Origin of the sequence: uncultured Polaribacter sp. (genome assembly GCF_947495205.1) — a bacterium.
GTDB lineage: Bacteria > Bacteroidota > Bacteroidia > Flavobacteriales > Flavobacteriaceae > Polaribacter.
Window position 1 is genome coordinate 85,586 of the sequence record NZ_CANLXV010000002.1, and the last position, 26,675, is coordinate 112,260.

The 26,675-nt window shown below is 29.8% G+C and carries 24 protein-coding genes; 8 read left to right on the forward strand and 16 right to left on the reverse strand.

All coding sequences use genetic code 11. The annotated features are described in order from the left end of the window. Positions 1-14: 14 nt before the first annotated feature. The 11 genes from Q0762_RS02555 to Q0762_RS02605 all read right to left on the reverse strand — a co-directional run bounded on the left by Q0762_RS02555 (position 15) and on the right by Q0762_RS02605 (position 11,643). Positions 15-338 (reverse strand): hypothetical protein, encoded by a 324-nt coding sequence (locus tag Q0762_RS02555; protein ID WP_298763282.1) that lies wholly within the window; start codon positions 336-338, stop codon positions 15-17. Positions 339-787: 449 nt separating this feature from the next. Next, complete coding sequence (locus tag Q0762_RS02560; protein WP_298763284.1) at positions 788-1,219, reverse strand: hypothetical protein; 432 nt, start codon at positions 1,217-1,219, stop codon at positions 788-790. 240 nt (positions 1,220-1,459) lie between these two features. Next, positions 1,460-2,158: a sulfite exporter TauE/SafE family protein gene (locus Q0762_RS02565; RefSeq protein WP_298763286.1), complete on the reverse strand. Its 699-nt coding sequence runs from the start codon at positions 2,156-2,158 to the stop codon at positions 1,460-1,462. Next, positions 2,158-2,604, reverse strand: coding sequence for a FixH family protein (locus tag Q0762_RS02570; protein WP_298763287.1), 447 nt, complete (start codon positions 2,602-2,604; stop codon positions 2,158-2,160). The genes Q0762_RS02565 and Q0762_RS02570 overlap by 1 nt, the downstream gene beginning before the upstream one ends. Positions 2,605-2,695: 91 nt before the next feature. Beyond that, on the reverse strand, positions 2,696-4,117 hold the full coding sequence (gene ccoG, locus Q0762_RS02575; protein ID WP_298763289.1) for a cytochrome c oxidase accessory protein CcoG: 1,422 nt from the start codon (positions 4,115-4,117) through the stop codon (positions 2,696-2,698). Between the two features lie 27 nt (positions 4,118-4,144). Then, a complete protein-coding gene (locus Q0762_RS02580) occupies positions 4,145-5,008 on the reverse strand; it encodes a cbb3-type cytochrome c oxidase N-terminal domain-containing protein (RefSeq protein WP_298763291.1) in 864 nt (287 codons plus the stop codon). 18 nt (positions 5,009-5,026) lie between these two features. Beyond that, positions 5,027-5,191 (reverse strand): CcoQ/FixQ family Cbb3-type cytochrome c oxidase assembly chaperone, encoded by a 165-nt coding sequence (locus tag Q0762_RS02585; RefSeq protein WP_298763292.1) that lies wholly within the window; start codon positions 5,189-5,191, stop codon positions 5,027-5,029. Positions 5,192-5,196: 5 nt separating this feature from the next. Then, the gene (gene ccoN / locus Q0762_RS02590) at positions 5,197-7,392 is read right to left on the reverse strand and encodes a cytochrome-c oxidase, cbb3-type subunit I (RefSeq protein WP_298763294.1); all 2,196 of its coding nucleotides are present in this window, start codon (positions 7,390-7,392) and stop codon (positions 5,197-5,199) included. A gap of 10 nt (positions 7,393-7,402) precedes the next feature. After that, on the reverse strand, positions 7,403-7,579 hold the full coding sequence (ccoS, locus tag Q0762_RS02595) for a cbb3-type cytochrome oxidase assembly protein CcoS (protein ID WP_298763295.1): 177 nt from the start codon (positions 7,577-7,579) through the stop codon (positions 7,403-7,405). A 318-nt stretch (positions 7,580-7,897) separates the two neighbouring features. After that, a complete protein-coding gene (gene hemN / locus Q0762_RS02600; RefSeq protein WP_298763297.1) occupies positions 7,898-9,268 on the reverse strand; it encodes an oxygen-independent coproporphyrinogen III oxidase in 1,371 nt (456 codons plus the stop codon). Between the two features lie 2 nt (positions 9,269-9,270). Then, the gene (locus Q0762_RS02605; protein WP_298763298.1) at positions 9,271-11,643 is read right to left on the reverse strand and encodes a heavy metal translocating P-type ATPase metal-binding domain-containing protein; all 2,373 of its coding nucleotides are present in this window, start codon (positions 11,641-11,643) and stop codon (positions 9,271-9,273) included. Between the two features lie 100 nt (positions 11,644-11,743). On the opposite strand from Q0762_RS02605, the gene Q0762_RS02610 reads away from it, so the two are divergent. Then, positions 11,744-12,430 carry a Crp/Fnr family transcriptional regulator gene (locus Q0762_RS02610; RefSeq protein WP_298763299.1) on the forward strand — a complete coding sequence of 229 codons (687 nt, stop codon included), beginning with the start codon at positions 11,744-11,746 and terminating at the stop codon, positions 12,428-12,430. A gap of 11 nt (positions 12,431-12,441) precedes the next feature. Here the strand turns inward: Q0762_RS02610 and Q0762_RS02615 are convergent, their stop codons facing one another. Together Q0762_RS02615 and Q0762_RS02620 are read right to left on the reverse strand one after the other, a co-directional pair. Next, positions 12,442-12,807, reverse strand: a complete 366-nt coding sequence (locus Q0762_RS02615) for a Na(+)-translocating NADH-quinone reductase subunit F (RefSeq protein ID WP_298763301.1) — start codon at positions 12,805-12,807, stop codon at positions 12,442-12,444. Positions 12,808-12,897: 90 nt separating this feature from the next. Further along, positions 12,898-14,250 carry a DEAD/DEAH box helicase gene (locus tag Q0762_RS02620; RefSeq protein ID WP_298763303.1) on the reverse strand — a complete coding sequence of 451 codons (1,353 nt, stop codon included), beginning with the start codon at positions 14,248-14,250 and terminating at the stop codon, positions 12,898-12,900. 135 nt (positions 14,251-14,385) lie between these two features. Between Q0762_RS02620 and Q0762_RS02625 the strand changes: the two genes are divergently transcribed. The 6 genes from Q0762_RS02625 to Q0762_RS02650 all read left to right on the forward strand — a co-directional run bounded on the left by Q0762_RS02625 (position 14,386) and on the right by Q0762_RS02650 (position 20,942). Further along, on the forward strand, positions 14,386-15,150 hold the full coding sequence (locus Q0762_RS02625; RefSeq protein ID WP_298763305.1) for a TatD family hydrolase: 765 nt from the start codon (positions 14,386-14,388) through the stop codon (positions 15,148-15,150). Further along, positions 15,147-15,854, forward strand: coding sequence for a hypothetical protein (locus Q0762_RS02630; RefSeq protein ID WP_298763307.1), 708 nt, complete (start codon positions 15,147-15,149; stop codon positions 15,852-15,854). The genes Q0762_RS02625 and Q0762_RS02630 overlap by 4 nt, the downstream gene beginning before the upstream one ends. A gap of 2 nt (positions 15,855-15,856) precedes the next feature. Continuing rightward, positions 15,857-16,348, forward strand: coding sequence for a methylated-DNA--[protein]-cysteine S-methyltransferase (locus Q0762_RS02635; RefSeq protein WP_298763309.1), 492 nt, complete (start codon positions 15,857-15,859; stop codon positions 16,346-16,348). A gap of 82 nt (positions 16,349-16,430) precedes the next feature. Further along, positions 16,431-19,787 (forward strand): hypothetical protein, encoded by a 3,357-nt coding sequence (locus Q0762_RS02640; RefSeq protein ID WP_298763311.1) that lies wholly within the window; start codon positions 16,431-16,433, stop codon positions 19,785-19,787. A gap of 52 nt (positions 19,788-19,839) precedes the next feature. Next, positions 19,840-20,403, forward strand: coding sequence for a DUF3575 domain-containing protein (locus Q0762_RS02645; RefSeq protein WP_298763313.1), 564 nt, complete (start codon positions 19,840-19,842; stop codon positions 20,401-20,403). 41 nt (positions 20,404-20,444) lie between these two features. Continuing rightward, positions 20,445-20,942: a hypothetical protein gene (locus Q0762_RS02650; RefSeq protein WP_298763315.1), complete on the forward strand. Its 498-nt coding sequence runs from the start codon at positions 20,445-20,447 to the stop codon at positions 20,940-20,942. A 49-nt stretch (positions 20,943-20,991) separates the two neighbouring features. Here the strand turns inward: Q0762_RS02650 and accD are convergent, their stop codons facing one another. From accD to Q0762_RS02665, 3 genes are all read right to left on the reverse strand, one after another. Further along, positions 20,992-21,864 (reverse strand): acetyl-CoA carboxylase, carboxyltransferase subunit beta, encoded by an 873-nt coding sequence (accD, locus tag Q0762_RS02655; RefSeq protein ID WP_298763316.1) that lies wholly within the window; start codon positions 21,862-21,864, stop codon positions 20,992-20,994. Positions 21,865-22,179: 315 nt separating this feature from the next. After that, entirely contained in the window at positions 22,180-23,247 is a 1,068-nt protein-coding gene (gene fbaA, locus Q0762_RS02660) for a class II fructose-bisphosphate aldolase (RefSeq protein ID WP_298763317.1), read from the reverse strand. A 113-nt stretch (positions 23,248-23,360) separates the two neighbouring features. After that, positions 23,361-25,868 (reverse strand): BamA/TamA family outer membrane protein, encoded by a 2,508-nt coding sequence (locus Q0762_RS02665; RefSeq protein WP_298763318.1) that lies wholly within the window; start codon positions 25,866-25,868, stop codon positions 23,361-23,363. Positions 25,869-25,937: 69 nt separating this feature from the next. On the opposite strand from Q0762_RS02665, the gene Q0762_RS02670 reads away from it, so the two are divergent. Continuing rightward, positions 25,938-26,672, forward strand: a complete 735-nt coding sequence (locus tag Q0762_RS02670) for an RNA methyltransferase (protein ID WP_298763319.1) — start codon at positions 25,938-25,940, stop codon at positions 26,670-26,672. Positions 26,673-26,675 lie beyond the last annotated feature (3 nt).

Sequence of the window (26,675 nt, forward strand, 5' to 3'; positions counted from 1 at the left end):
AGTAAATCTATTTATTAAATACTATATTTAAAACCCAAAAAACCACTTAGACGGTATGGATATTTCTTGGATTTATAAAATTTTCTTAAATCTGTTCTGCAAGTTAATTGTTGGGTGCAAACTAATTTAAGCCGTTTGCTTAGCTTATAATTTAACGCTGCACTTAAACCGTAACTTAAAAAACTTTGTCTTTTTCTATATATTTTACCAAAATCAGCATAAGCTGTTACAGAAAATTTACCAAAAAAATCTTCTAAACCATAGCCTATTCCTAGTGCATATCTTTGATAATTTTTAACAATTAAATCTGCATATTCTACTGATAGATAAGCTACCATTTTTTTTTAAAACAATATACAGGTACTTCTAATTTTGATAATAAATTTATTGTTAAAGGATTGTTCCCTTTATCATCTCCCAATACAAACAACTTAACATCTTGCTGCAAAGAAAACTCCACACTATTTTGTGCGGAAATTCTGCAAACAAAAAGAAAGAAAATAAGAGCTATTAGTCTCATAAAATGGGAAATGTTTTATTAAAACTTTTTAAAAAAGAAATATATAACCAATTTTTTTACTTAAAAATATCATTTTAAGTAAAATACATTTAACTTAAAATACAAATCTTATGATAGTAAACCTTTAAATAAAACCGTCTTAGTAGAAAGGTGTAAATATATTATTGGTGAAAAAAAAATAAGTAGCTCCAAACAAACAATAGAGCTACTTATTTTAACCTCCAACAGGGTATTTTATTCTGTTTTACCCATGGCAAACAATAAAGTTTACAATTGCTTCATTTTTCCTGTCCAGGTTCTTCCACCTAAAGTAGATTCGTAGTAGATTTTACCTTTTTTTATTTTTGTTATTTTAAACTTTAACTCTGTTCCTTCCTTAAAAGGAAAATTAGGTAAATTAGCATCTTTTAGCGTCATATAACACTCGTTATCTGAAACCCAGTCTATAGAAGATTTAATAAAATATTTTCCATCATTAAAATACTCTATGTGTTCATCTTCTGTAATAACCACTAAAACGTCTTTATCTTTATATTTGTAGGTGTACGTAGTTTCTTCTAATAAAGGGCTAATTTCACTTTTAAAACTTTTCTCTTTATTAAATTCAACGAGTTTAGTTGAGGTGTTCATTGCAACACTTTGTGCTTTTATTGAAATAGAACATAAAATAATTGCGAATAATAATTGTAATTTTTTCATTATAATAAATTTTTAAAAGTATACAAGTTAAAGAATTGTATACTGGGGGATTAATAAAAATATTAATATATATTAATTGTACAGCTGCAAGATATAGAATTTATAATTAAACTCTATAGGTAATTTTCTTATTTTTTTAAAAAAGGAGAAATAACTCCTTTTAAAATGACTATTTAAGAGTAAAAACACCTATTTTTAAGAATACCTTAAACGAAAGCTATAAGCTAAAATAACTAGACATTAATTACAAAAAGAATTTGCAGATACTAAATCTAAAACTGGAGCTGGAGAGATATAAGGTATACCTAAGCCTAAACCACGAAGAATAAACAACACTCCAATACAAACTACAAGAACTGGTATTGTTTTCTGTATTTTCTTTCGGAAAGCTCCTTTTGTAAAATTGCCTAAATAGACAACAGCGGTCATTAATGGGATGGTGCCTAAACCAAATAAAAACATATATAAGCTGCCAGAAAAAGCATTAGTAGTGGCTAAAGCTCCAAAAATTGCCATATAAACCAAACCACAAGGTAAAAACCCATTTAAAAAACCTATGGTAAAAAAAGTATCATTCCCTTTTTTCTTTAATTCTTTACCCAAAGTACTTTTAAGCTTACCTATTAGAAGGGTAATTTTTGAAGCAAAATTAATCTTTTTAAAAATTCTAGGAAAAAGTATAAAAGCAATCATTAAAACCCCAGCAATTATAGAAACTTGTTGTTGAAAGCCAAATAAGAAAAAACTTTTTCCTAAAAAACCAAATAGCAATCCTATAAGACTATAGGTTAATAATCTTCCTAAATGGTAACTTAATATTTGTAAAAAGCCCTTTTGTTTATTTTTTCTATCTATTGGCAACATAAAAGCAATAGGCCCGCACATTCCCACGCAGTGGAAACTGCCTAACAAACCAAATATGAGCGCTGATAAAAACATTAGTATACAATTTCTTTTTTTACAAGGTATTCCTTATTTTTATATTTGAAGCCTATATTAATGTTCCAACGACCATCTACTAAACGTTTCTCAGGCACGAGCAAATATGTATTAGCGTTTGAAATAGGTATTTCAAAATCTAATTGTTTATTAGATGGTCTATATAGGAACACTTTTCCTTTTATTTTGTTTGAAGTAAAATCTTTAGGGAATGCTATTTGCAAACCTTTTGTAGTTCTTTGAATTGTAATTTTTTCTTTTAAATTATTTGCATTTTTTTCTGCATTAATTTCGTTTTGAAAACCCAATTCTTTCTGGTAATATTTTTCTGTAACCAAATCATGACTATACGTATTGTCTGTACTCATTGTAATTACGAAATACATAATAAAGGCTATAAAACCTATAATGGCAATTACAATTCCTGTTCCCCAATTAAACTTCATAAGTTTTACTTTATTTATTGATTATAGTTGATTTTTTTCCTTTTATTAAGGTAAATTATTCACTTTTTTTACAACAGTTTACTTTCTAAAACTACTTATAACTTCTTGGTCCTAAAAAATTTGTAATGGTGGTTTCTATTAATTTATTGCCACTATATACACCTATTTCTACTTTATCTTTATCGGTTTTTAAAGCTGCATTGTTTAATTCTATAAAAAGAGTACCTTCTGCCAAACCTTGTTTTGGTACTATAAAATTCTTGTTTGAAACTAAATTTATTGTTCCTTTATGAGATAAAATTTTATAACTAACGTCTTTAATATCTTTAGATGTTTTATTAATTACTTTAAAAGTGTAAACATTGCTAATAATGTTGTTTTCTTTTTGTTGATACAATTGCCCTGGTAATCTTAAAATGGTAGCCTCTACATCATTTCTTAAGAATAACATTCCCACTAAAATACCCACTAAAATTAATAATACTGCAGAATATCCTTTCATTCTTGCCGTAAACTGAAAAGGTTTCTTTTTTGCAATATTGTCTTCGCTTGCATATCTAATTAAGCCTTTTGGCAAATTAATGCTTTCCATAATATGATCACATTCATCTATACAAGCCGTACAATTTACACACTCTAATTGTGTACCGTTTCTAATATCTATTCCTGTTGGGCAAACCACAACACATTGTTTACAATCTATACAATCTCCTTTTCCTAACGCTTCTCTATCTTCGTTTTTTCTAAATTTAGACCTACCTTCTTCTCTTTCTCCACGTTTGTAATCGTATGCAACATTTATAGTTTTGTTGTCTAACAAAACACCTTGCAATCTACCATAGGGACAAGCTATAATACAAACCTGCTCTCTAAACCAAGCAAATACAAAATAAAAAACACATGTAAAAATTGTTAAAGAAATTAAGGTACTAATATTGTCTAAAGGATTTCCTGTAATGTAGCTTATTAAGGTATCTCCACCAATTAAATAGGCCAAAAACACGTTTGCGATGATGAAAGAAATCACAAAGAAAATAGACCATTTTAAAAGTCGTTTTCTAATTTTTTCTGCATTCCAAGGTTGTTTATCTAATCTAATTTGTTTTCCTCTATCACCATCTATCCAATATTCTATTTTTCTGAAAACCATTTCTAAAAATATGGTTTGCGGACAAATCCATCCACAGAAAATACGCCCAAAAATAACCGTAAAAAGAATTACAAATACAACACCAACAATCATAGAAACCACTAACAAATAAAAATCTTGTGGCCAAAATGGAAAACTAAAAATAGTAAACTTACGCTCTAAAACATTAAATAATAAAAATTGATTCCCATTAATTTTAATAAAAGGAGCGGAAAGTAAAAATGCTAACAAAAAATAGCTAACTAAACTTCTGTACTTATAAAACTTTCCACTAGGCTTTTTAGGAAAAACCCAAGAACGATTTCCATCAGCAGTTATAGTACCAATAGTATCTCTAAATTGTTCGTTTTTGGGTGTTTCCATTTTTTAAAACTAAAAAATTATGTTTTCTTATTTTGCTATTTCTTCCCAGATTTCACCTTGTGGCGCTTTTGCTTTGGCAGGAGTTGTACCTTGTAAAGAAAGTACATAACTGGCTACTTTTGCCATATCAGCTGCTTTTAGTGTTTTATTCCAAGCAATCATACCTTTACCATCTCTACCGCCATTTGCAATGGTGTTAAAAACGTTTTTAATACCACCTCCTAATAACCAATATTTGTCTGTTAAGTTTGGTCCAATTTGTCCGCCACCATCTTTTAAGTGACAAGACGCACAATTTAAATTAAAAACAGCTTTACCTCTGCTTAAGTCTGAAGCTTCTGTTAATAAGGTTACATTTTCTGCGGTAATTAAATCTGTTGCAGTTGCTTTGTATTTACTTACTTCCCTTTTTGCTTGTGCAACAGCTTTGTCATATTCCATAATTTGATTGTCATCATTCAACACGTGAAATCTTACCAAATACACAACTGCAAAAACCATAGTTGCATAAAACATATACACCCACCAAGGTGGTAATGTATTGTCTAGCTCTCTAATACCATCGTAATTATGCTCTAAAATAATTTCTTCTTCTTGCTCAACTTCTTTAGCTTTAGTCCATTTTGCTAATAAATTTTTAATCCATAATTTTGGATCTTCAGCAACAATCCCATCTTTTTCATTTTGCAATTCAGTTGCTTTTTTTATAGCAATAACATTTACCATTTCTTTTAGTACAACTACTAAAATAAAACCAATTAAAGCTAACCAAACTAATGGATTCTCATAAATACTTAATGGGTTTTCGTACACCATAAACGATTTTGCAAGTGCTATAAACGTAACAATTACAAAAACTACATATATTGTAGATTGAAAAGATTTTTTCATTTTTTTAAAGCTTAATAATTAATCTAATGGCATTTGACTTACCTTATTGATGTATTCTTTTTTAGCGGTAAAAACCCACCAAAATAAGACTACAAAAAAGGTGAAAAATATAACTAATGATATTATTGGGTAAATTTCTATACCAGTAATACTCTCTAAATGTCCTTTTAAAAACTTAAACATAATTTTTATTTTTTACTGATTTGTTGCTCTTCCTTTACTTTAATATCTGTTCCTAAACGTTGTATGTATGCAATTAATGCTACAATTTCTCTATCTCGCATTTCTACAAAATCTTCCCCATTTGCTTTTGCGTACTTTTTATCTGCATCATAATTTTTTGCAAAATCTGGGTCTGCATATAAATTTGCTTCAATTTGCGCGCCTTGTGTTAACATATCTTTTTCTGCATTTGCAATTTCTTCTTCAGAATAAGGTACACCTAAAGAAACCATTACTTCCATTTTATCTGTTGTAGAAGATTTGTCTAGCTCGTTTGAAATTAACCATTTGTAGGATGGCATTATAGAACCTGGTGAGGTACTTTGCGGATCGTACATGTGGTTTAAGTGCCAACTATCATTGTATTTTGCACCTACTCTATGTAAGTCTGGCCCTGTACGTTTACTTCCCCATAAAAATGGATGATCGTATACAAATTCTCCTGCTTTAGAATATTCTCCATAACGCTCTACTTCACTTCTAAAAGGTCTTACCATTTGTGAGTGACACCCAACACAACCTTCTCTTATATATAAATCTCTTCCTTCTAACTCTAAAGGAGTGTAAGGTTTAACACTACTTATAGTTGGTATGTTAGATTTTACTAATAAAGTTGGTATAATTTGTACAGCACCACCAATTAAAATTGCTACAGTTGCATAAATGGTTAATTTTACTGGTTTTCTTTCTAACCAAGTGTGGTATGCTTCTCCTTTTGTTCTGTATTTTGGTACTTTTGATAAAGCTGCAGCTTCTGCCAATTCATCTGTAACTTTACTACCAGATCTTACAGTTCTTACAACGTTATATAACATTACTATTGCACCTAAAATATACATACTACCACCAATGGCACGCATCCAATACATTGGTATAATTTCGTTTACTGTTTCTAAAAAATTACCATAAGCTAAAGAACCATCTGGATTAAATTGTTTCCACATAGAGGCTTGTACGAAACCTGCTACATACATTGGCAAAGCGTATAATATAATACCTAAAGTACCTATCCAAAAATGTACGTTTGCTAACGCTTTAGAGTATAAAGTTGTTTTGAATAATCTTGGTATCATCCAGTATAACATACCAAATGCTAAGAAACCATTCCATGCTAAAGCACCAACATGCACGTGGGCAATAATCCAATCTGAAAAGTGGGCAATTGCGTTTACATTTTTAAGTGATAACATTGGCCCTTCAAAAGTTGCCATACCATAACCTGTAATGGCAACCACCATAAATTTTAAAACAGGATCTGTACGTACTTTATCCCAAGCACCTCTTAATGTTAACAAACCGTTTATCATACCACCCCAAGAAGGGGCAATTAACATTACAGAAAAAGCAACACCTAAGTTTTGCGCCCAATCTGGTAAAGCTGTGTATAATAAATGGTGAGGTCCTGCCCAAATATAAATGAAGATTAAAGACCAAAAGTGAACAATAGATAATTTATAAGAATATACAGGTCTATTTGCTGCTTTTGGCACAAAATAATACATTAACCCTAAAAATGGTGTTGTTAAGAAAAATGCAACTGCATTATGCCCATACCACCATTGTACTAATGCATCTTGCACACCCGCATAAACAGAATATGATTTTAGCATACCTACTGGTAAAGCTAAACTGTTAAAAATATGCAATACTGCCACTGTTACAAAAGTTCCTAAATAAAACCAAACTGCAACGTATAAGTGTCGCTGTCTTCTTTGTAAGATTGTCCAAATCATGTTTACACCAAAAGCCACCCAAACCAAAGCAATGGCAATATCTATTGGCCACTCTAACTCTGCGTATTCTTTAGATGATGTATATCCTAAAGGAAGTGTTATAGCTGCTGCAACAATAATTGCTTGCCAACCCCAAAAATTAAAGTTGCTTAAAAAGTTACTAGCCATTCTTGCTTTTAACAAACGTTGTAGCGAGTAATAAACACCTGCGTAAATTGCATTACCTACAAAGGCAAAAATTACTGCATTGGTGTGTAATGGTCTTAAACGACCAAAGCTTAACCAAGATATACCTTCTGTTAAGTTTGGGAATAAAAACATTAAAGCTAAAAGTAAACCTACAGACATACCAACTATTCCCCATAGTAAGGTTGCGTAAATAAACTTTTTTACGATTTTATTATCGTAATAAAATTGTTGCATTTCCATAATTTAAAATTTAATCTTTTGTTAGTTTTTTGGTTTTATTGATAACAAGTTCATCATCAAACAACATGCGGACAGAAGGTGTATACGAATCATCATATTGTCCTTTTTTTACTGAATAAATAAATGCAATAAAAAAAATTATTGCCACTAAAATACTTAGTGTTAGAAGTAGGTATATTACGCTCATATCTTGCCTGATAATTTGATACAACAAAGGTAGTTTTGATGTTTATTTTAAAATATGACAATTGTCATGTTACTTAAAATTGTCTTAAAAAAAAGAGTTTTAACTATTATTTAGATCAATGAAAAAAGTAATATCAAATGCATGAAAAGGCTCATGTAGAAAAGATAAAATTAGAATGTAGTGGATTTAAATGTTTAAAAAACTGGTAAACTGAAAACATTTGTTACTTTCATTTTAAAAGAAGTTTTATAAAGTAATCCATACAAATTTTACAATTTTAAAATGATAGCTAACTATTATAGAAACTAAATAAGAATTCTAAATCGTCATGGAAAAAAGTTGTGTTTTTGGCTTATTTTCTAATAAATGTATATCAAAAGCCATACAAATATTTCTTACGTAAGGTCTTGCTTTTTCTGGTATGGTTAACGTTTTTGCTTTTTTATCTATAAAAACCAAACCATCGTTTTGCATTTCTTCTAGTAATGTTAAATGTTTCTCTATATTATTAATTTCGGCCGATTTTTCATCCCACGTAGTGGAAAAATGACACATCATATTTAAAATGTGTTTTCTTATAATTCTATCTTCTTCAGATAACAAATGCCCTCTAAAAATTGGAATTTCACCTTGATTTACCAATTGCTGATATTCTTTTACCGTTTTTACATTTTGTGCAAATGCATACCAAGAATCGGAAATTGCAGACATGCCCAAACCAACCATTAATTGGGTTTTATTAGCTGTATAACCCATAAAATTTCTGTGTAAAGTTTTGTTGATGGTAGCTTTAAACAAACTATCGGTTTTTAAAGCAAAGTGATCCATACCAATTTCTTCATAGCCTAATGCTGCAAATAATTCTTTTCCAATTTCATACAACGCTCTTTTTTCTTCATCTTTTGGCAAATCTGCATCGTTGAAACCTCTTTGTCCAACGCCTTTTACCCAAGGCACGTGTGCGTAACTGTAAAATGAAATTCTATCGGGTTGTAATTCTTTGGTTTTATTGATGGTATAAATTACGTTTTCTTTGGTTTGGTGTGGTAAGCCAAAAATTAAATCGTGACTTACAGAAGTGTACCCAATTTCTCTAGACCATTTTGTTACTTGCTCCACAGCTTCAAAAGGTTGAATTCTATGAATTGCTGTTTGTACTTTTTCATTATAATCTTGTACACCAAAACTTACTCTTGTAAAACCACAATTATACAACGTTTGTAATTGCGATTTTGTGGTATTATTTGGATGCCCTTCAAAACTAAATTCTGAATTTGGATGTTTTTCTGCATTTTCAAAAATGCCATCCATTAAGTATTTTAGGTTTTCTTTAGAAAAAAAAGTAGGCGTGCCACCACCTAAATGTAACTCTTTAACAATAGGAGTTTCAGTAACCAAAGCAACATATAATTTCCATTCTTTTAAAACAGTTTCTATATACTCCTCTTCCACTTCGTGTCTTTTTGTAATGTGTTTATGACATGCACAAAACGTACACAAACTCTCACAAAATGGCAAATGAATGTATAAACTAATACCTTCTGTTGCATTACTTTCTTTAAAAGATTTTTGAAAGGATTGTATCCAATCTTGTTTCTCAATTCCGGCTTTGTTCCAATAAGGTACTGTTGGGTAACTGGTATATCTTGGTCCTGGAATGTTATATTTTTGTACGAGTGATTTTTGCATAATTATTTTATTTTTTTACCCAATAAATTAGTAGCAATTGTTGTAAAAACAACTACGCTAATAGAGCTTAAAGGCATTAAAATTGCAGCAATTACAGGCATTAACTGCCCTGAAACTGCAAAATATAAGCCCACAATATTGTAACATAAAGACAATACAAAACAGTATTTTATAATTTTGATTGCCTTTTTTGAAGCATTTAAATAAGTGGCTATTTGATGAAACTTTGTTGCATCTAAAATACCATCGCAAGCAGGAGAAAATACGTTTATGTTTTCTGACAAGGCAATACCAACATCACTTTGTGCTAAAGCACCAGCATCATTTAAACCATCGCCAATCATGGCAACCTTTTTACCTTGCTTTTGCAGTTTTGCTACTATATTTAATTTATCTTCTGGTTTTTGATTGAATAAAAACTGTGTTTCTTTGGGTAAAAACTCTTTTAAAAAAGTTTTTTCGCCTTCATTATCACCAGAAACTACCCATAAATTATTGGTGTTTTTTAATTGATTAAATATAGATTTTACTCCTTTTCTGTAAGAATTTTTAAAAGTATACTTTCCTTTATATTCATTATTAAAACTTACATGCACAGCAGTGTCTAAATTATTTTCTTCTGTAGTATTTTTTACAAAAGAAGCACTACCTAATTTTAAACTGTTGTGTTTGTAATTTGCTTGAATTCCTTGCCCAACAAGCTCTTTATAATCTGTAATTTCTAAAAAATCATATGCTTTAAAAGTATCATACAAAGTTCTACTTAATGGGTGATTAGATGCTCTTAACGCACTTTTTAAAAGTTTACATTCTTGCTTATTTAAGGCAATACCATTATAAGAAATACTGTTTTTTGCATTGGTGGTTAAGGTGCCAGTTTTATCAAAAATAAAGGTATCTATTTTTGCCAATTGTTCTATTACTGTCGCGTTTTTTAAATAGAATTTTTGTTTCCCTAGAATACGCAACATATTTCCTAAAGTAAAGGGAGCTGCTAGCGCAATTGCACAAGGACAAGCAATTATTAAAACTGCCGTAAATACGTTTAAGGCTTTACTTGTATCTTTAAATAACCAAAATGCAGTTGCTAAAAATGCAATTGTTAAAACCCCAACTGTAAAGTTTTTACTAATAGTATCTGTTATGGTTTTAAAAGGCGATTTGTTGTCTTTTTGAAAAACATCACTAGACCACAATTGGGTTAAGTAACTTTGAGAAACAGATGCTAAAACTTCTATTTCTAAAATTCCTGAAAGTTGTTTACCGCCAGCAAATAATTTATCTCCAGATTTTTTTGCTACGGGCTCTGCTTCACCGGTAACAAAACTATAATCTATTTGTGCATTTCCGTTTATTAAAATACCATCTACAGGTATTAATTCTTGATTTCTAATTAATAAACGGTCTCCTTTTTCTACATCATAAATTTGCACATTTTCTTCTGTATTATCTTTAATTCTGGTAACAGCAATGGGAAAATAAGATTTATAATCTCTTTCAAAAGACAAAAAATTGTAGGTTTTCTGCTGAAAGAATTTACCCAATAACAGAAAAAAAACCAAACCGGTTAAACTATCAAAAAAACCAGTACCTAAATCGAATATAATTTCTGTAACACTTCTAATAAATAATACAGAAATACCCAATGCAATAGGTACATCTATATTTAAAATTTTAGATTTTAAGCCTTTATAAGCAGATACAAAATAATGATTTCCCGCATAAAAAACTACAGGTAAAGAAAACGCAAACATTAACCATCTAAATACGTTTTTATATTTTTCTATCCAAAAACCATCTACCTCAAAATACTCTGGAAAAGACAAAAACATTACATTACCAAAGGCAAAACCTGCAACACCCAATTTATAGGTTAAACTTCTATCTACAGCTTTTTTTCCTCCTTCATAATCTTCTAAACTAATATAAGGTTCATAACCAATGCTACTTAATAACAACACAATTTCTTTTAAAGAAGTTGTTGCAGAATTGAAAGTAATGCGTACTTTTTTCTTTGGAAAATCTACCTGAGAACTAGATATTTGCGGTTGTAATTTGTGAAGATTTTCTAAAATCCAAATACAAGAACTACAATGTATATGTGGTATATATAATGTAGCTATTTGTGTATTACCATCAGAAAAATCTAATAATTTTTGTGCAATTTCTTCCTTTTCAAGAAAATCATATTTTCCTTGAATTTCAGTTGGAATTGCTCCTGGATTGTCTTGAAAATTGTAATAACTGGTTAAATCATTTTCAGAAAAAATCTCATAAACAGTCTTACAACCATTGCAACAGAAACTTTTTTCATCAAATTTAATGTGAATGTCATCACAAGAATCGCCACAGTGATAACATTGTGTCAATTTCATATTTACTCTTTTGCCTACTGCAAAACTCGAAAAAATAGTAATGTTAAAATATGATATATGTCAGCTTTTTTGATATATTTGAAGAAGATATTTTTATATTATGAGTAAGTGCGAGCAATGTATAATTAAACAGTTTAACTCTTTAAAACACCTTTCTAGAGAAGAGTTGGTTAGAGTATCTGCTTGTAAAACTTCTAAATTTATTAAAAAGGGAGAACCACTTTTTGAGGAAGGAGAAAGAATAAACGGTGTTTTTTGCATAAAAGATGGTGTTTGTAAAGTTTCTAAAATGAGCGAAAACGGTAGAAACCAAATTATAAGTCTTATTAAAAAAGGAGATCTTATTGGAGAAAGAAGTTTAATTTCTGACGAGCCTTCTAACTTAACAGCTGTTGCTTTAAATGATATGGAAGTTTGTTTTGTGCCCAAAGATGAAATTATGCGGGATTTAGAGAAAAACCCTAATTTTACCATGAGTGTTTTAAAAGACATGGCAAAAACTCTAAAAAAATCTGACAACGTTATTGTTGAAATGGCACAAAAAACCGTAAAACAACGTTTGGCAGAAACACTTATTCGCTTAAAAGAGAAGTTTGATGTTAATGATGATGGTATTATAAACTTACAACTTTCTAGAGAAGATTTTGCAAATATTGTAGGTACAGCAACAGAATCTGCCATTCGTTTACTGTCTGATTTTAAAAAGAAAGGTTTGGTAGAGTTTAAAGGAAAAGAAATTAAAATTTTAAACACCCAAGAATTAGAAAAAATTGCCCAAGGTTTTTAAGTATTAAAAACTTACTCTAAAATTTTAATAAAATCTTCAAAAGCCACATAATAAGGTTGGTTTTTAAATACAGGATTTTCTACACTTTCTGCATTTGCTATACCAACACCAGCAAACCATACTTTTGCATTTTGCTTTTTTGCATGGTTTTTAAAAGTCTCCATCCATAGAACATCGTAATCATTTGGGTTTTGCAAATTATTAGTTGCTTTTACCAAAACAAAAATAGTAGGTTCTCCTTTTTTGAATAATACATATTGTGGGTGTCTTTTCAATTGGCTGTTAATTGCCTGAAATTCATAACCCATTTTTTCTAATTTTTCTCCTACAATATTCATTGCCAAGTTGTGCAATTCTTGTTCGGTTAAAATCTGCATTTTTGTACTATTTATGAAAACTATTTAACTTTATTTTATTTCTACAATCAATTTTAAAAAACAAGCAATAAGAAGTTTAAAAATACGCTATTACTTTTTCTTATTTCTACGATTGTAATTTTTATCTCCTCTAGTTTTAGGCTTTTTATACTTTTTAGCAATTTCTCTCCGGTAAGAACCACCTAAATTTACTTTACTATTTTTCTCACTTTTTTCGTGAAAAGCGGGTCCAGGAACATATTCTAAACCAGTTCTGTTTCTAGATTGTTCCCTATCTTCTTTTGGGCGCTCATCTTCTGTAAGCATGGTAGCAATTTCTACCTCTTCTGGCAATGCTAAAACCGGAATTTCATAATCCATTAAACTCTCAATAGCTGCCTTTGGTTCTTGCTCTTTTGGTGTAGATAGTAAAATGGTTTTACCAGCTCTTTCTGCACGACCTGTTCTACCAATTCTGTGCATGTAATTTTCAGGAAAATCTGGTGTATCAAAATTAATTACATGAGAAACTCCATCAAAATCTAAACCACGTGCCATAACATCTGTAGCTAGTAAAATTCGGTTTTTACCTTCGTCAAACTGTTTTATAGAACGAATTCTATAATTTTGAGTTTTATTAGAATGAATTACGCACATTTCATCATTAAAAACATCTTGCAAATGTTTAAACAACAAATCTGCAGTTCTTTTAAACCCTACAAAAATTAATACTTTATGAAACGTTTGTTTCTCTTTTAAAAGATGATGCAACAAATTTACCTTGGTAAAAAAATTTGGAATATTGTAAGAAACCTGCTCTATATTGTCTAAGGGTGTACCAGATACAGCAATTGAAATTTTTTCTGGATTTTTAAAGAAATCGTAAATTAAATGGTCTACATCTTCTGTCATTGTTGCAGAAAATAATACGTTTTGCCTTCTTTCTGGTATAATTTCAAAAATATTCATCAGCTGAAAGCGAAAACCTAAATCTAGCATTACATCTACTTCATCAATTACCAATTTCTGAATAGATTTTAATTTTAAAGAATTACTTAAACCTAAATCATACAAACGCCCAGGAGTTGCCACAATAATATCTTGCCCTTGTAAAATAGCTTGTATTTGTGTATTAATGTTGGTGCCACCATAAACTCCTAAAACCCTAACATTTATATATTTTGCCAATTTCTCAATTTCGTCTACAACCTGAATTACCAATTCTCTGGTTGGTACCAAAACCAAAACTCTAGGATGCAACTGCTTCGAAAATTTTAAATCTCTAAGAATTGGCAACATGTATGCAAAGGTTTTACCTGTACCAGTTTGTGCAATTCCTACCACATCTTTACCAGACCTAACCACAGAAAATGCCTGCTCTTGTATAGGCGTGGGTGTTGTAAAACCCAAATCGTCTATGGCATATTGTAATTGGTTGGATAAGTCTAAATCTTCAAATGTCATTCCTTGTAATTTTATGCAAAGATACTATTATTGTTTTTGTGTTTCTAGTGTTCTTTGTGGCTTTCATAAAATAGGTTTTTTAATTATTTTCTTTTGATATTTCAGTATTTTTGTTGCGCTAAAAAAGCTTTAAAAATGATTACAGATACGCATACACATCTTTACGCAGAAGAATTTAAAGAAGACCAAGCAGCAATGATAAAACGTGCAAAAGACGCTGGTGTTTCTCGTTTTTTTGTACCTGCAATAGATAGTAGTTGTACAGCAAGTATGCTGCAATTAGAAAAAGATTTTCCAGAAAGTGTTTTTTTAATGATGGGCTTACACCCTACTTACGTAAAAGAAAACTATTTAGAAGAACTTGCACACGTAAAAGAATGGTTAGACAAAAAAGATTTTTATGCCGTTGGCGAAATTGGTATCGATTTGTATTGGGACAAAACCTTTTTAAAACAACAGCAAAAAGCGTTTAGAACACAAATTAAATGGGCTAAAGAAAAAAAACTACCTATTGTTATACATTGTAGAGATGCTTTTGATGAAATTTTTGAAATTTTAGAAGAAGAAAAAGGATCCGATTTATTTGGTATTTTTCACTGTTTTACGGGTACATTAGAACAAGCAAATCAAGCCATTTCTTACAATATGAAATTAGGAATTGGTGGTGTTGCTACCTTTAAAAATGGTAAAATTGATAAATTTTTAAACGAAATTGATCTAAAACATATTGTTTTAGAAACAGATGCACCGTATTTGGCTCCAAAACCTTTTCGTGGCAAAAGAAACGAAAGTGCCTATATTACCAATGTTGTTGATAAATTAGTTACCATTTATGGCGTTTCTTATGATGAAATTTCCAAAATAACCACAGCAAATTCTAAGGCCGTATTTGGCGTATGATTATTTTAGAGACTATAAAAACGCATAAAAAGTTTTTTAACTTTAAGCATCCTAAAATTTATATGTATTTGGGATTGTTTGCAGCTTTTATAGCGGTTATTGTAATTATAATTATAAGAGATGAAACTGACTTTGATGGTTTAATGAATACATTTTACACAATATCAACGGTTGCATTTATGTTTTTTAGTATTTCTGGCCTTTTAAATCGTTTTTTAAAAGATGATATTTTAATTACCAAAACGGGAACAATTAAAATAGGTACAACAGCATTTGTAATTGATGAATTAACCATACCTTTTAGTGAAGTAAACAAAATAGAACTTAACATTACAGATTACTCAGGAAAAACATCAAACCAAAATATTTTAACGAGTATGTATAGTGCAGGAACAGATAATTATTTTAGCATATCAACCTCTAAGACTATTATAAAAAAACAAGTTTTAATAAATTCAGAAAGAGAAATACCACTTCTATTTAATTTTTTGGCAAACCAAATTATTCAAGAAAAATTTACTGAAATAAATCCTAAACAAACAATCCATTTCTTTACTTCAGAATTTAGAAAAACTGACAAAGCAAGAGATTATATTGCAAAACAAATTAAAAACGGAACTTTAAAACCAACAGAAGGTTTGTTAATGATGAATTATACTTCTGATAAAGAGGTAAAAGAACTAAGAGAAAAATATACTTTATAATTTTGAAAACAGAAACTACTTATCAAAAAACACCAATTGGAATCGCAAAAATTATTGGCGATAAAAATGGAATTCAGTCTCTTTCCATTTTAGATGAAGAAGAAGTTTCTGTAGAAAATTTAAACCAATCTGTACCTTATTGCTTACAAGATTGCGTGGTGCAATTAGATGAATATTTCAACAAAAAAAGAGCGAGTTTCAATTTAACAGTAAACCCAAAAGGAACCCCATTCCAAATAAAAGCCTGGAGACAATTATTAAAAATTCCGTACGGAAAAACCACAACTTATTTAGCACAAAGTAAAGCCTTAGGAGACATAAAAGCTATAAGAGCTGTAGCAGCTGCAAATGGTAAAAACCCACTTTGTATAATTATTCCCTGCCATAGAGTTATGGGTTCAGATGGTTCTTTAACAGGTTACGTTGGTGGTATTTGGCGTAAAAAGTGGTTATTAGCTTTAGAAAACCCTGTAAAACAACAAACACTTTTTTAAAAACATACTCAGGTATATTAAAAATTCTATTTTTACGTTTTGTAGCTATAGTCTGTAGATGTTTAAAAATCAATTCCTTTTTTTGTACGTATTTCTTATTGCATTTTCTGTACAATCGCAAACAGGAAACTCAGATTTTAGAAGTACCAAATATCTAATTAAAAAAGACACATTACGTTTTGACTCTGTACCTATAAACCCAAATAAATTCAAAGTATTAAATGCGCTTTTAAAGCCAATAGACACCTCTGAATATAAAGTAGATTTTAATAAAGCCACTATTTTCATAGATGCTAAGCAACACTTAGAAATTACCATAAACTACTACAGGTTCCCAGACTTTTTAACCAAAACTTACACACCTTTTGATGAGCGCTTAATTGTACCCAACAACACCAATACAGGTAAATTATACAGTTTAACTACCAATAAAAAAGCATCAGAAATTAAATTATTTGATGGTTTAGAAACTAAAGGGTTTATCTCTAGAGGTGTAACTTCTGGTAACAACCAAAATGCAGTAACCAACGCCGCATTAGACTTACAAATTTCTGGTAAATTATCAGAAAAAGTTACCTTAAAAGCTAACATTTGGGACACCAATATTCCCATACAAGAAAACGGTTATTCACAAAACATTTCAGATTTTGATAGAATTTTTGTAGAAATGTTTCATGAGAATTGGCGGGTAAGAGCAGGAGATTTATCACTTAAAAATAACGAAAGTTTTTTTGCTCCTTTTGTAAAACAAGCTTCTGGTTTAGAAGTAGAAGCCAAAGTTACAGACCAATTAAATGTGAGTGCTTCTGGCGCTATTGTTAGAGGTAAATTTAGTAGATTTAATATTACTGGTGTAGAAGGCAATCAAGGACCTTACAAAATTGTGGGAGATAATAATGAACCCAATATTTTAATTATTGGCAATAGCGAAACCGTTTATATAAACGGCATAAAAATAGAAAAAGGAGCAGATAAAGATTATACCATAGATTATAATTTGGGCGAAATTAGATTTACTACAACCTACCCAATTACCAACGACATGCGTATTTGGGTAGAGTTTCAATATTCTGATAGAAATTACACGCGTTTTGTAACCTATGAATCTGCAAAATACAACTCAGAAAAGTTGAACATTAGTGGTTTCTTTTACAGCGAAAATGATGCTAAAAATCAACCTTTATTGCAAGTTTTAACAGATAACCAAAAAGAAATATTAGCAAATGCAGGTAATAATCCTGATTTAATGTTTGCAGAAAGTGCTTTTCTTGATACGTTTGATGAAAACAAAATTTTATACAAAAAAGTACAAAATGGCGCAGTAGAAATTTTTGAATATGCTACAACTAACACAGATGAACTCTTTTTTGTAAACTTTACCAATGTAGGCGCAAACAATGGCGATTATATTTTAGAAAGAAGTACAGCAATTGGCAATATTTACAGCTATGCAGGCGTAAATAGAGGAAACTTTGCACCACTAACCAGGTTGATTGCCCCAACAAAAAATCAGATTTTTATGGTGCAATCTAATTACGATTCACAAAACAAAACCAAACTTTCTACAGAAATCGCTGTAAGTAATAATGATGCCAATTTGTTTTCTACCATAGATGACCAAAACAACGCTGGTTTAGCAGGTAAAATTGGTTGGCAACAAATTTTAATAGACAAAAATTGGAAATTAAGTAGTGATATCAATCATGAATTTGCACACAAAAATTTTAGAACATTACAACGTTGGGAAACCGTAGAATTTAATAGAAATTGGAATTTACTAACCAATAACGCCACAAAAAACTATTTTCAATCTACTTTTAAATTAGAAAACAAACAACAAGATTTTATACTGTATAGCTACAATCATTTAAATTATGCAGATACCTATAATGGAAATAAACACGAATTAAATGCAAAAATTCAACTTAAAAATACGGCTATTTTTGCAGATGCTAGTTTCTTAACAAATACATCTACACTAGAAGACAATACATTTTTAGTTGCAAAAGCAACCGTAGAACATCAATTTAAAAAAAGTTGGTTGGGTGCTTTTACAAATTTAGAAACCAATAGCAGAAAAAATATAAGTACCAATAATTTTGTAAATACAAGTCATCGGTTTAAAGAGTTTGAAACCTATTTTGGTATGGGAGATACTACAAAAGTTTTTACTAAATTAGGTTTTAACTACAGAGATAATGATAGTATAAGAAATAATGCTTTTACAGAAATCAACAATAGAAAAACGTTGTATCTCAACAGCAAACTAATCCATACAAAAAAAACAAAACTAAGTGTTTTTGCAAATTATAGAGTTACCAAAAACAACTTTACAGCAAACGAACAATCTTTAAACTCTAAAATTACATTCAACAAACAGTTGTTAAACAATTTTGTTAATTTAAATACCTTTTACGAAACCTCTTCTGGCAACGTAGCAAGGCAAGAGTTTGTGTACATAAACACAGAACCCGGTTTAGGCTATTACACATGGTTAGATTATAATAATGATGGCGTGCAAGATTTTGATGAATTTGAAGTAGCAGAATTTCAAGACCAAGCCAATTACTTGCGTGTTCCTTTGCCAAATTTGCGCTTTTTAGCAACCCAAAGGGCAAAATTTAGACAAGCCATAAACTTAAATTTTACGGGTTGGAAAAACCGAAAAGGAATATTAAAAACCATTGCCTATTTTGCTAACGAAAGCTTCTTAAGCATTGAAAATGAACAGCATAGAATTGGAAACTCCTTTAATTTTAATCCATTTAAATTTAAAGAAGAAAATTTAGTTGGCTTAAACTTTAGCTTTAGAAACAGTTTGTATTTTAATAAAAATTTGCAAAAATTTAGTACTACCTATACCTACGGAAACCTAAGAAACAAGCAACAATTTTTAATTGGTGCACAAGAAAACAATGTTACCAGTCATCAAATAAATTTTGCGCATAAATTCGCCAACTTTTGGCTAGGAGAATTGCATACACAATTTTCTAAAAACAATTTACAAACTGAAAATTTTACGAATAGGAATTATTTAATTGAAACTAATGAGATACAGCCAAAAATTAGTTTTTTACATAGCGATAATAATAAACTATCTGTATTTTATCATTTTAAAAACAAAAAAAACACCTTACCAGATTTCGAAACCTTAAAACAGCAAAAAATTGGTTTAGAATACTTTTTCATTAAAGGAGCAAAAAACCAAATTACAGCAAATATAAATGCTTATTTAAATGATTTTAAGGGTGATGTTAATTCACCTGTTGGTTATCAAATGTTAGAAGGATTACAAAATGGACAAAATTACACTTGGAATTTGCTTTTTAACAGAAAACTAAATAGCTTCTTAAATCTTAATGTAAACTATTTGGGTAGAAAAAGTAAAAATTCAAAAACCATACATACAGGAAGTGTGCAATTAAGAGCTATATTTTAAAAAGTTTACCTCAAATTTTAATATGTTTGTGAAAACTTAAAAAAAATAAAAAATGAAGAAAATAGTATTATTATTCATGATGAGCTCTATTGGCTTTACTGCTGTGGCACAAGAAAAAGAAACTGTAAAATACCCACAAGACGCTAACAAAAACCACGAAATAAAATTAAATGCTTTTAGTTTAATTGCCTTTTCCTCTTTAGATGTTTCTTATGAAAAACTGTTAAACAAAGATTCTTCTTTTGGTATTAGTTTATTTTATAATTTCAATAATATTGACAATGATTTATATTTTCCAAAAAAATTCTCTTTAACACCATATTACAGATGGTTTTTTACAGAAACAAGATACGCAAGAGGTTTTTTTGTAGAAGGTTTTGGGATGCTAAATACATATCAAGATCGCGACTATTTTTTTGATAGTAATGAAGAGGTTTTTACTGAAACCGATTTTGCTTTAGGAATTTCTGTTGGTGGAAAATTTATTATAAAATCTGGCTTTACCGCAGAAATTTATTTAGGTGTTGGTAGAAATCTGTTTAATAACGATGATGATAGTTTTTTTGACAACTCTTTAATTACAAGAGGTGGTATCTCTTTAGGTTACAGGTTTTAAAATAAGTAATCTTATTTTAGTAAATTTGAAAAAACTTTAAAATGAAAAAATTAATAATTGTATTTGGTCTTTTAGTAAGTTCTTTAAGTTTTGCACAGCAAGAGCTTAAATTAGACATTGCAGATGCTTTAGCACTTAGAAGTTTAGAGTTCTCCTATGAAAATTATTTAAGTAATGAAAATTCTTTTGGTATTTCTGCACTTTTTAATTTAGCAGAGCAAGATGCATCTTTTAGATATAATGAAAACCTTTTAATTACTCCATATTTTAGACACTACTTTACCTATGAAGCAAAGTGGAATTTCTTTGCAGAAGGTTTTGTGGGTGTTAATAGTGGTAAAAAAGAATCTGTAAAAGACTCTAATAATTTCGATTTAAAATATACAGATGCTGCTTTAGGTATTGCCATAGGTACAAAATATGTTGCAACTGGTGGCTTATTAATAGACGCTTATCTTGGTGTTGGTAGAAATCTATTTGGTTCAGACTCTCCTATTTTAGTACCAAGAATAGGTTTAAATGTAGGTTGGAGGTTTTAAAAGCACTAGAAACTATAAAAATAAAAAAGCCAGCATTTGCTGGCTTTTTTTATGATACTATTTCCGCTTTTCTAACAGGAATATTTTGTATTAAATCAATGTATAAATTAATTTGTTTCTTTAAATTTTTACGCTCATAAATGGCATCTAAAAAACCATGTTCTAATAAAAATTCAGATTTTTGAAAACCTTCTGGCAATTCTTTACCTGTAGTATCTTTTACTACTCTTGGACCTGCAAACGCAATTAATGCATTTGGCTCTGCAATATTAATATCACCCAACATTGCATAAGAAGCTGTTGTACCACCCGTTGTTGGGTCTGTACAAAGAGAAATATAAGGTATTTTAGCTTCTGCTAACTGTGCTAATTTAGATGATGTTTTTACCAACTGCATTAAAGAGAGTGATGCTTCCATCATTCTTGCACCACCAGATTTAGAAACCATTAAAAACGGTGTATTGTTTTTAATAGCATAATCTATTGCTCTAGCAATTTTTTCACCAACTACAGAGCCCATAGAACCACCAATAAAAGCAAAATCCATAGCAGCAATTACCAAATCTTTACCAAAAGATTTACCAACAGCTGTTCTTACAGCATCATTTAATTTTGTTTTGTTTTGTGCTGCTTTTAAACGTTCTGGGTATTTCTTAGTATCTTCAAATTGTAACGGGTCTTTAGATGTTAACTTTTCATTTAACTCTGTAAACTCGTTATTATCAAAAAGTAATTCAAAATACTCTTTACTACCAATTCTTACATGATAACCATCTTCTGGACTTACATATAAGTTTCTCTTTAACTCTTCTGTATCTATAATTTTACCACTTGGGGTTTTATACCACAAGCCTTTAGGCGTGTCTTTTTTATCTTCTGTAGAAGTTTGTATACCTTTATCTGTTCTTTTAAACCAAGCCATGTAATGTGTTTGTTTTAATTATTTACTTTAAAACCCAAACTTTTTAAAGTAAATTATGAATTACAAATGTAACAGAAATTTTACAAAAACTACATCGTTATATTCGGATTCTGTCATAAAAATTTATGGAAACAAAAGATACACTTTCTTGTTTTAGAAGAGACACTAAAAAGTTATTTCATTTTATTGTTATAATTTATATACAAAAATGAAATGTTTCATCTATTTCAAATTAAATTTTTAGATGAAATTCAGCAAAAAAAAAGCATCTTGATTAAAATCAAAATGCTTTTTAAGTGTGATAATATTAATTTGTTACAAAGTATCTACATTATTTAAATCTGCAAATGCCTTTTTTAAACGTGTTGTAAAAGTAAGTTCTCCTTCACGCAACCATTTTCTTGGATCGTAATATTTTTTATTCGGTTGATCTGCACCATCAGGATTACCTATTTGAGTGGCTACATAATCTGCTTTTCCTTGCATATAATCTCTAATACCCTCAGTAAAAGCAAACTGTAAATCTGTATCTATATTCATTTTAATAACACCATACCCAATAGCTTCTTGAATTTCTTCCTCCGTTGAACCAGAACCACCATGAAATACAAAATCGATATGATTTTCTTCTACTCCGTACTTTTTTGTGATAAATTCTTGAGAATTTTTTAAGATTTTTGGTGTTAACTTTACATTTCCTGGTTTATAAACCCCATGTACATTACCAAATGCTGCTGCAATTGTAAATTGCGAAGATACTTTAGAAAGTTCTTCATAAGCATAAGCCACCTCTTCTGGCTGTGTGTATAGTTTAGATGCGTCTACATCAGAATTATCTACACCATCTTCTTCTCCACCTGTAATACCCAACTCTATTTCTAAAGTCATACCCATTTTGCTCATTCTAGCTAAATAGCTTTTACAAATTTCCATATTTTCTTCAATAGGTTCTTCAGATAAATCTATCATATGAGAACTATACAAAGGCTTGCCTGTTTCTGCAAAATGCTTTTCAGAGGCATCTAACAAACCGTCTATCCAAGGCAATAACTTTTTAGCACAATGATCTGTATGTAAAATTACAGGCACACCATATGCAATTGCCAATTCGTGCACATGCTTTGCTCCTGCAATACCACCTGCAATAGCTGCCTTTTGACCTTCATTAGACAAGCCTTTACCTGCCTGAAATTGTGCACCTCCATTAGAAAATTGAATTATTACAGGCGCATTTAAATCTCTAGCGGTTTCTAAAACACCGTTAATAGTATTAGAACCCACAACATTAACAGCTGGTAGTGCAAATCCTTTTTCTTTTGCAAGTTTAAAAATTTCTTGAACTTCTTTACCTGTTGCAACGCCAGGTTTAATATTGTAACTCATGTTGTTCTAATTTTATTGGTTGGTTTCGTTTTCTCAAAAATACAAAAAATAGAGGTTTATTAAAACTAAAGTAGTCACAAAATAACGAAAAAGTTATAAATTTAATTGTACTCTTAAAAAGGGTAATTGATACCTACATTATATACGGCATTAGAAAAATTGTAGTTTTTCAGCCATTTATTGCCCTGTAGATAGGGTTCATAGGTTTTAAAACCAACATCTAATCTAAGTACAAAAAAGCTTAAATCGTAACGAATACCAAAACCAGAACCCACAGCAATTTCTTGTAAGGAATTAATTCCAGAAAATTTAGAAGCTTCATCTATAAACTCAGACCCAGAAATATCCCAAATATTACCTGCATCTGCAAATAAAGCACCTTTTAGACTTCCAAAAAGCGGAAAACGATATTCTGCACTCGTTAAAAATTTTAAACTTCCTACATTAAACTCTAAACCACTACCTCTGCTTCCAGGACCTAACTCATAGGTTTGCCACGCTCTAATATCATTAGAACCACCGGCAAAATAACTTCTTGTAAAAGGAATATCTGAATTATCATAAGTAATAATACCACCTAAAAAAGTTCTAAAACCAAAAACTGAATTGTAGCCAACATCCCAAAAACGTTTATAATCTAAATCTATTTTAAAATATTGTGCTAGTGGTATTTTAAATAGTGTTTTCTTGTTATTTGCATTATAATTATCTGATAAAAAACCAAGTACATTACCTGAATTGGCAATTCTTGCTCTAAAATATGTAAAATTATTGTCTTTAAAATCTAATTGATTATTGTAAATGTAAGCGTAAGAAATTACAGGAACCAAAAAGTCTGACGTAACAATATTATATCTATTTTGAATGTTTAATACCGTATTAAACTCTTCTGGGTTTAAAGTTTGAAAACCATTGTTGTTTGCAATAACCTCTCTTATAAAACTTAAAGATTCTACTGTTTGTTCATTTAAATTAGATGATAATGGCTCAAAAGCGGTATTGTTAAAATCATCAAAAACTGCTTTTACTAAATTTAAGTTTGAAAATTCTGATCTGTAAATATCAAAAAAACGATTTACATTTAAATTTTGAATATATTGGGTATTAAAAATCTCTAACTGTATGGTTTTCTTTGGATTGTACTGCCATTTATAATCCGATAAAAGAGTAAAGGTTTGCCTGTCTAAACCTATATTTCTTTGAAAACTAGAACCTAAAGAAAATAAAGTTCTTGGATTCATACGTTTAGGTACTAGTTTACTTAAACCAAAAGGCGCTACAAACCTAGGTAATTCTATAGAAGCATCTGCACCAATCTCAAAACCAGGACCATTATTAGCAATAAAATAAGAACCTAAAAAAGATAGTTTTAACAATTCTGCACCTCTAAAAGCATTTCTATTAATGAAAGAAAATTTTGCTGAAGCCCCAATTTCTCTAATATTAGAGTGCGTTAATTCTGTTTCGAAACCAGAAGTATATTTTTCTATTGGCGCTAACAATAAATCTAAACGCAACTCGTCTTCTTTTCCGTTAATTTTATTGAAAGAAATATTGGTAGATTTAAAATTTTTTAAAGATTTTAAATGGGTTCTTGTTAAGTTTCTTAAAGTATCACTATACACATCACCTGGTTTAAAAAAAACAGATTGTGCTAAATACTTTGGGTTATATTTTAACTTTTTATGTGCTAAAAAATTAATACCATTATAGGTTACAGAGTCTTTATAAATTCCATTTTTTTGCGTGTAAGAATAATCTGTAACTACATTTATTTCACTTATTTTATGTACCTTAAAATCATCTTTTACATAGTCTCCATTTTCTTTTTCTATAAAACGATCTTTGGCTATTAAAAAATCTACATTTGTTTTATGGTCTGTTCTTGTAGAATCTACATAAAACCCTAATGCCGATTCAGAAAAATTATAAACACCGTTGTTTTTAAACAGTTTTACAACATTACTGGCTTCCCTCCTAAACGTTTTATCATTATATTGATCTCCGGTTTTTAATAGCGTTGTTATACCAGAATCTTTGTAAATAGAGTCTAAAGCAGGTGATGCTATTTTTATATGAATCGTATCTAAAAGCGTTGGTTTCCCTTTTGTTATAAAATAATCTACAGTTGCTTTTTTATCATCATATCTATTCACTTTACCCACAACTTTAGATTCAAAAAAACCTTGTGTTTTATAAAATGCAGATAAATTATCTACTGTTCTGTTTACCTTATTATTGCTAAGAATAACAGGTTCATCAAAATTTAAAAACCAATTATTGAGTTTTATAGCTGCTTTTGCATAGGCAATACTTTGTTTCTCTGAAAAAACATTTTTTAAAAATCTATATTTTTTAGGATTTTTAAGTCCCCATTTTGCTGGTGTTTTAGGTTTTTCGTGATTTCCTAAATTATGAAAGTATAAACCAAAAGGTAAGTTTAAAAATCTTGCATTGGGTTTCTGTAGAATATATTTCTCTAAATCTTCGCTTTTGTCTCGTATGCTATCTACGTAAATATAATTTTGTGTAAGCATGTGTTGATCTTCTACTACATGTTTGGTAGAATTACATGCAGAAAAAATTAAAATCAATAAAAAGTAAAAAGAAAGTTTTTTCATTACTTTAGCAACACAATCAGGTTCAAAAATAGTATTTTTAACCGGTTTATTTTCATTTATAAGCAATTAATGAGTATCTCAAAAAATCAGCTTAAACTTATTACAAGTTTATCGCAAAAAAAGTATCGGCAAAAACATCAATTATTTATTGCAGAAGGTGTAAAAGTAGTAGAAGAATTAATAGCTTCTTCCTTTACTGTTGAAACATTATTTTGCACAGAACCTATATTTAATGGTACTTCTGATGAAAAAATAATTTGGGTTTCTGAAATGGAATTAAAAAAAATAAGCACTTTAAAAACACCCAATAAAGTATTGGCTTTATTTAAAATTCCTAAACAAAAAGAAATTAAAAATACGGGGTTAACCATTGCTTTAGATGCTATAAATGATCCTGGGAATTTAGGTACTATTATTCGTTTATGTGATTGGTTTGGGGTTACACAATTAATTTGCTCTAAAGATACTGTAGATTGTTACAACCAAAAAGTAGTGCAAGCTTCTATGGGTTCTGTAACTAGAGTTTCTGTAATTTACACAGATTTAGAATCTTATTTAAAAAACGCTAAATTACCTACTTTTATTGCAGATATGGTTGGCGAAAATATATACACCGCAAATTTACCAGAAGAAGGAGTTTTAGTTATGGGTAATGAGGCGAATGGTGTTTCTGAAAACATAAAAAAAACAGTATCAAATAAGATTTCTATACCAAGGTTTGGCGCAATTCAAAAAACTGAAAGTTTAAATGTTGCCACTGCAACTGCTATTCTGTTGAGTGAGTTTAAACGCAGTTTTTCTTAATCA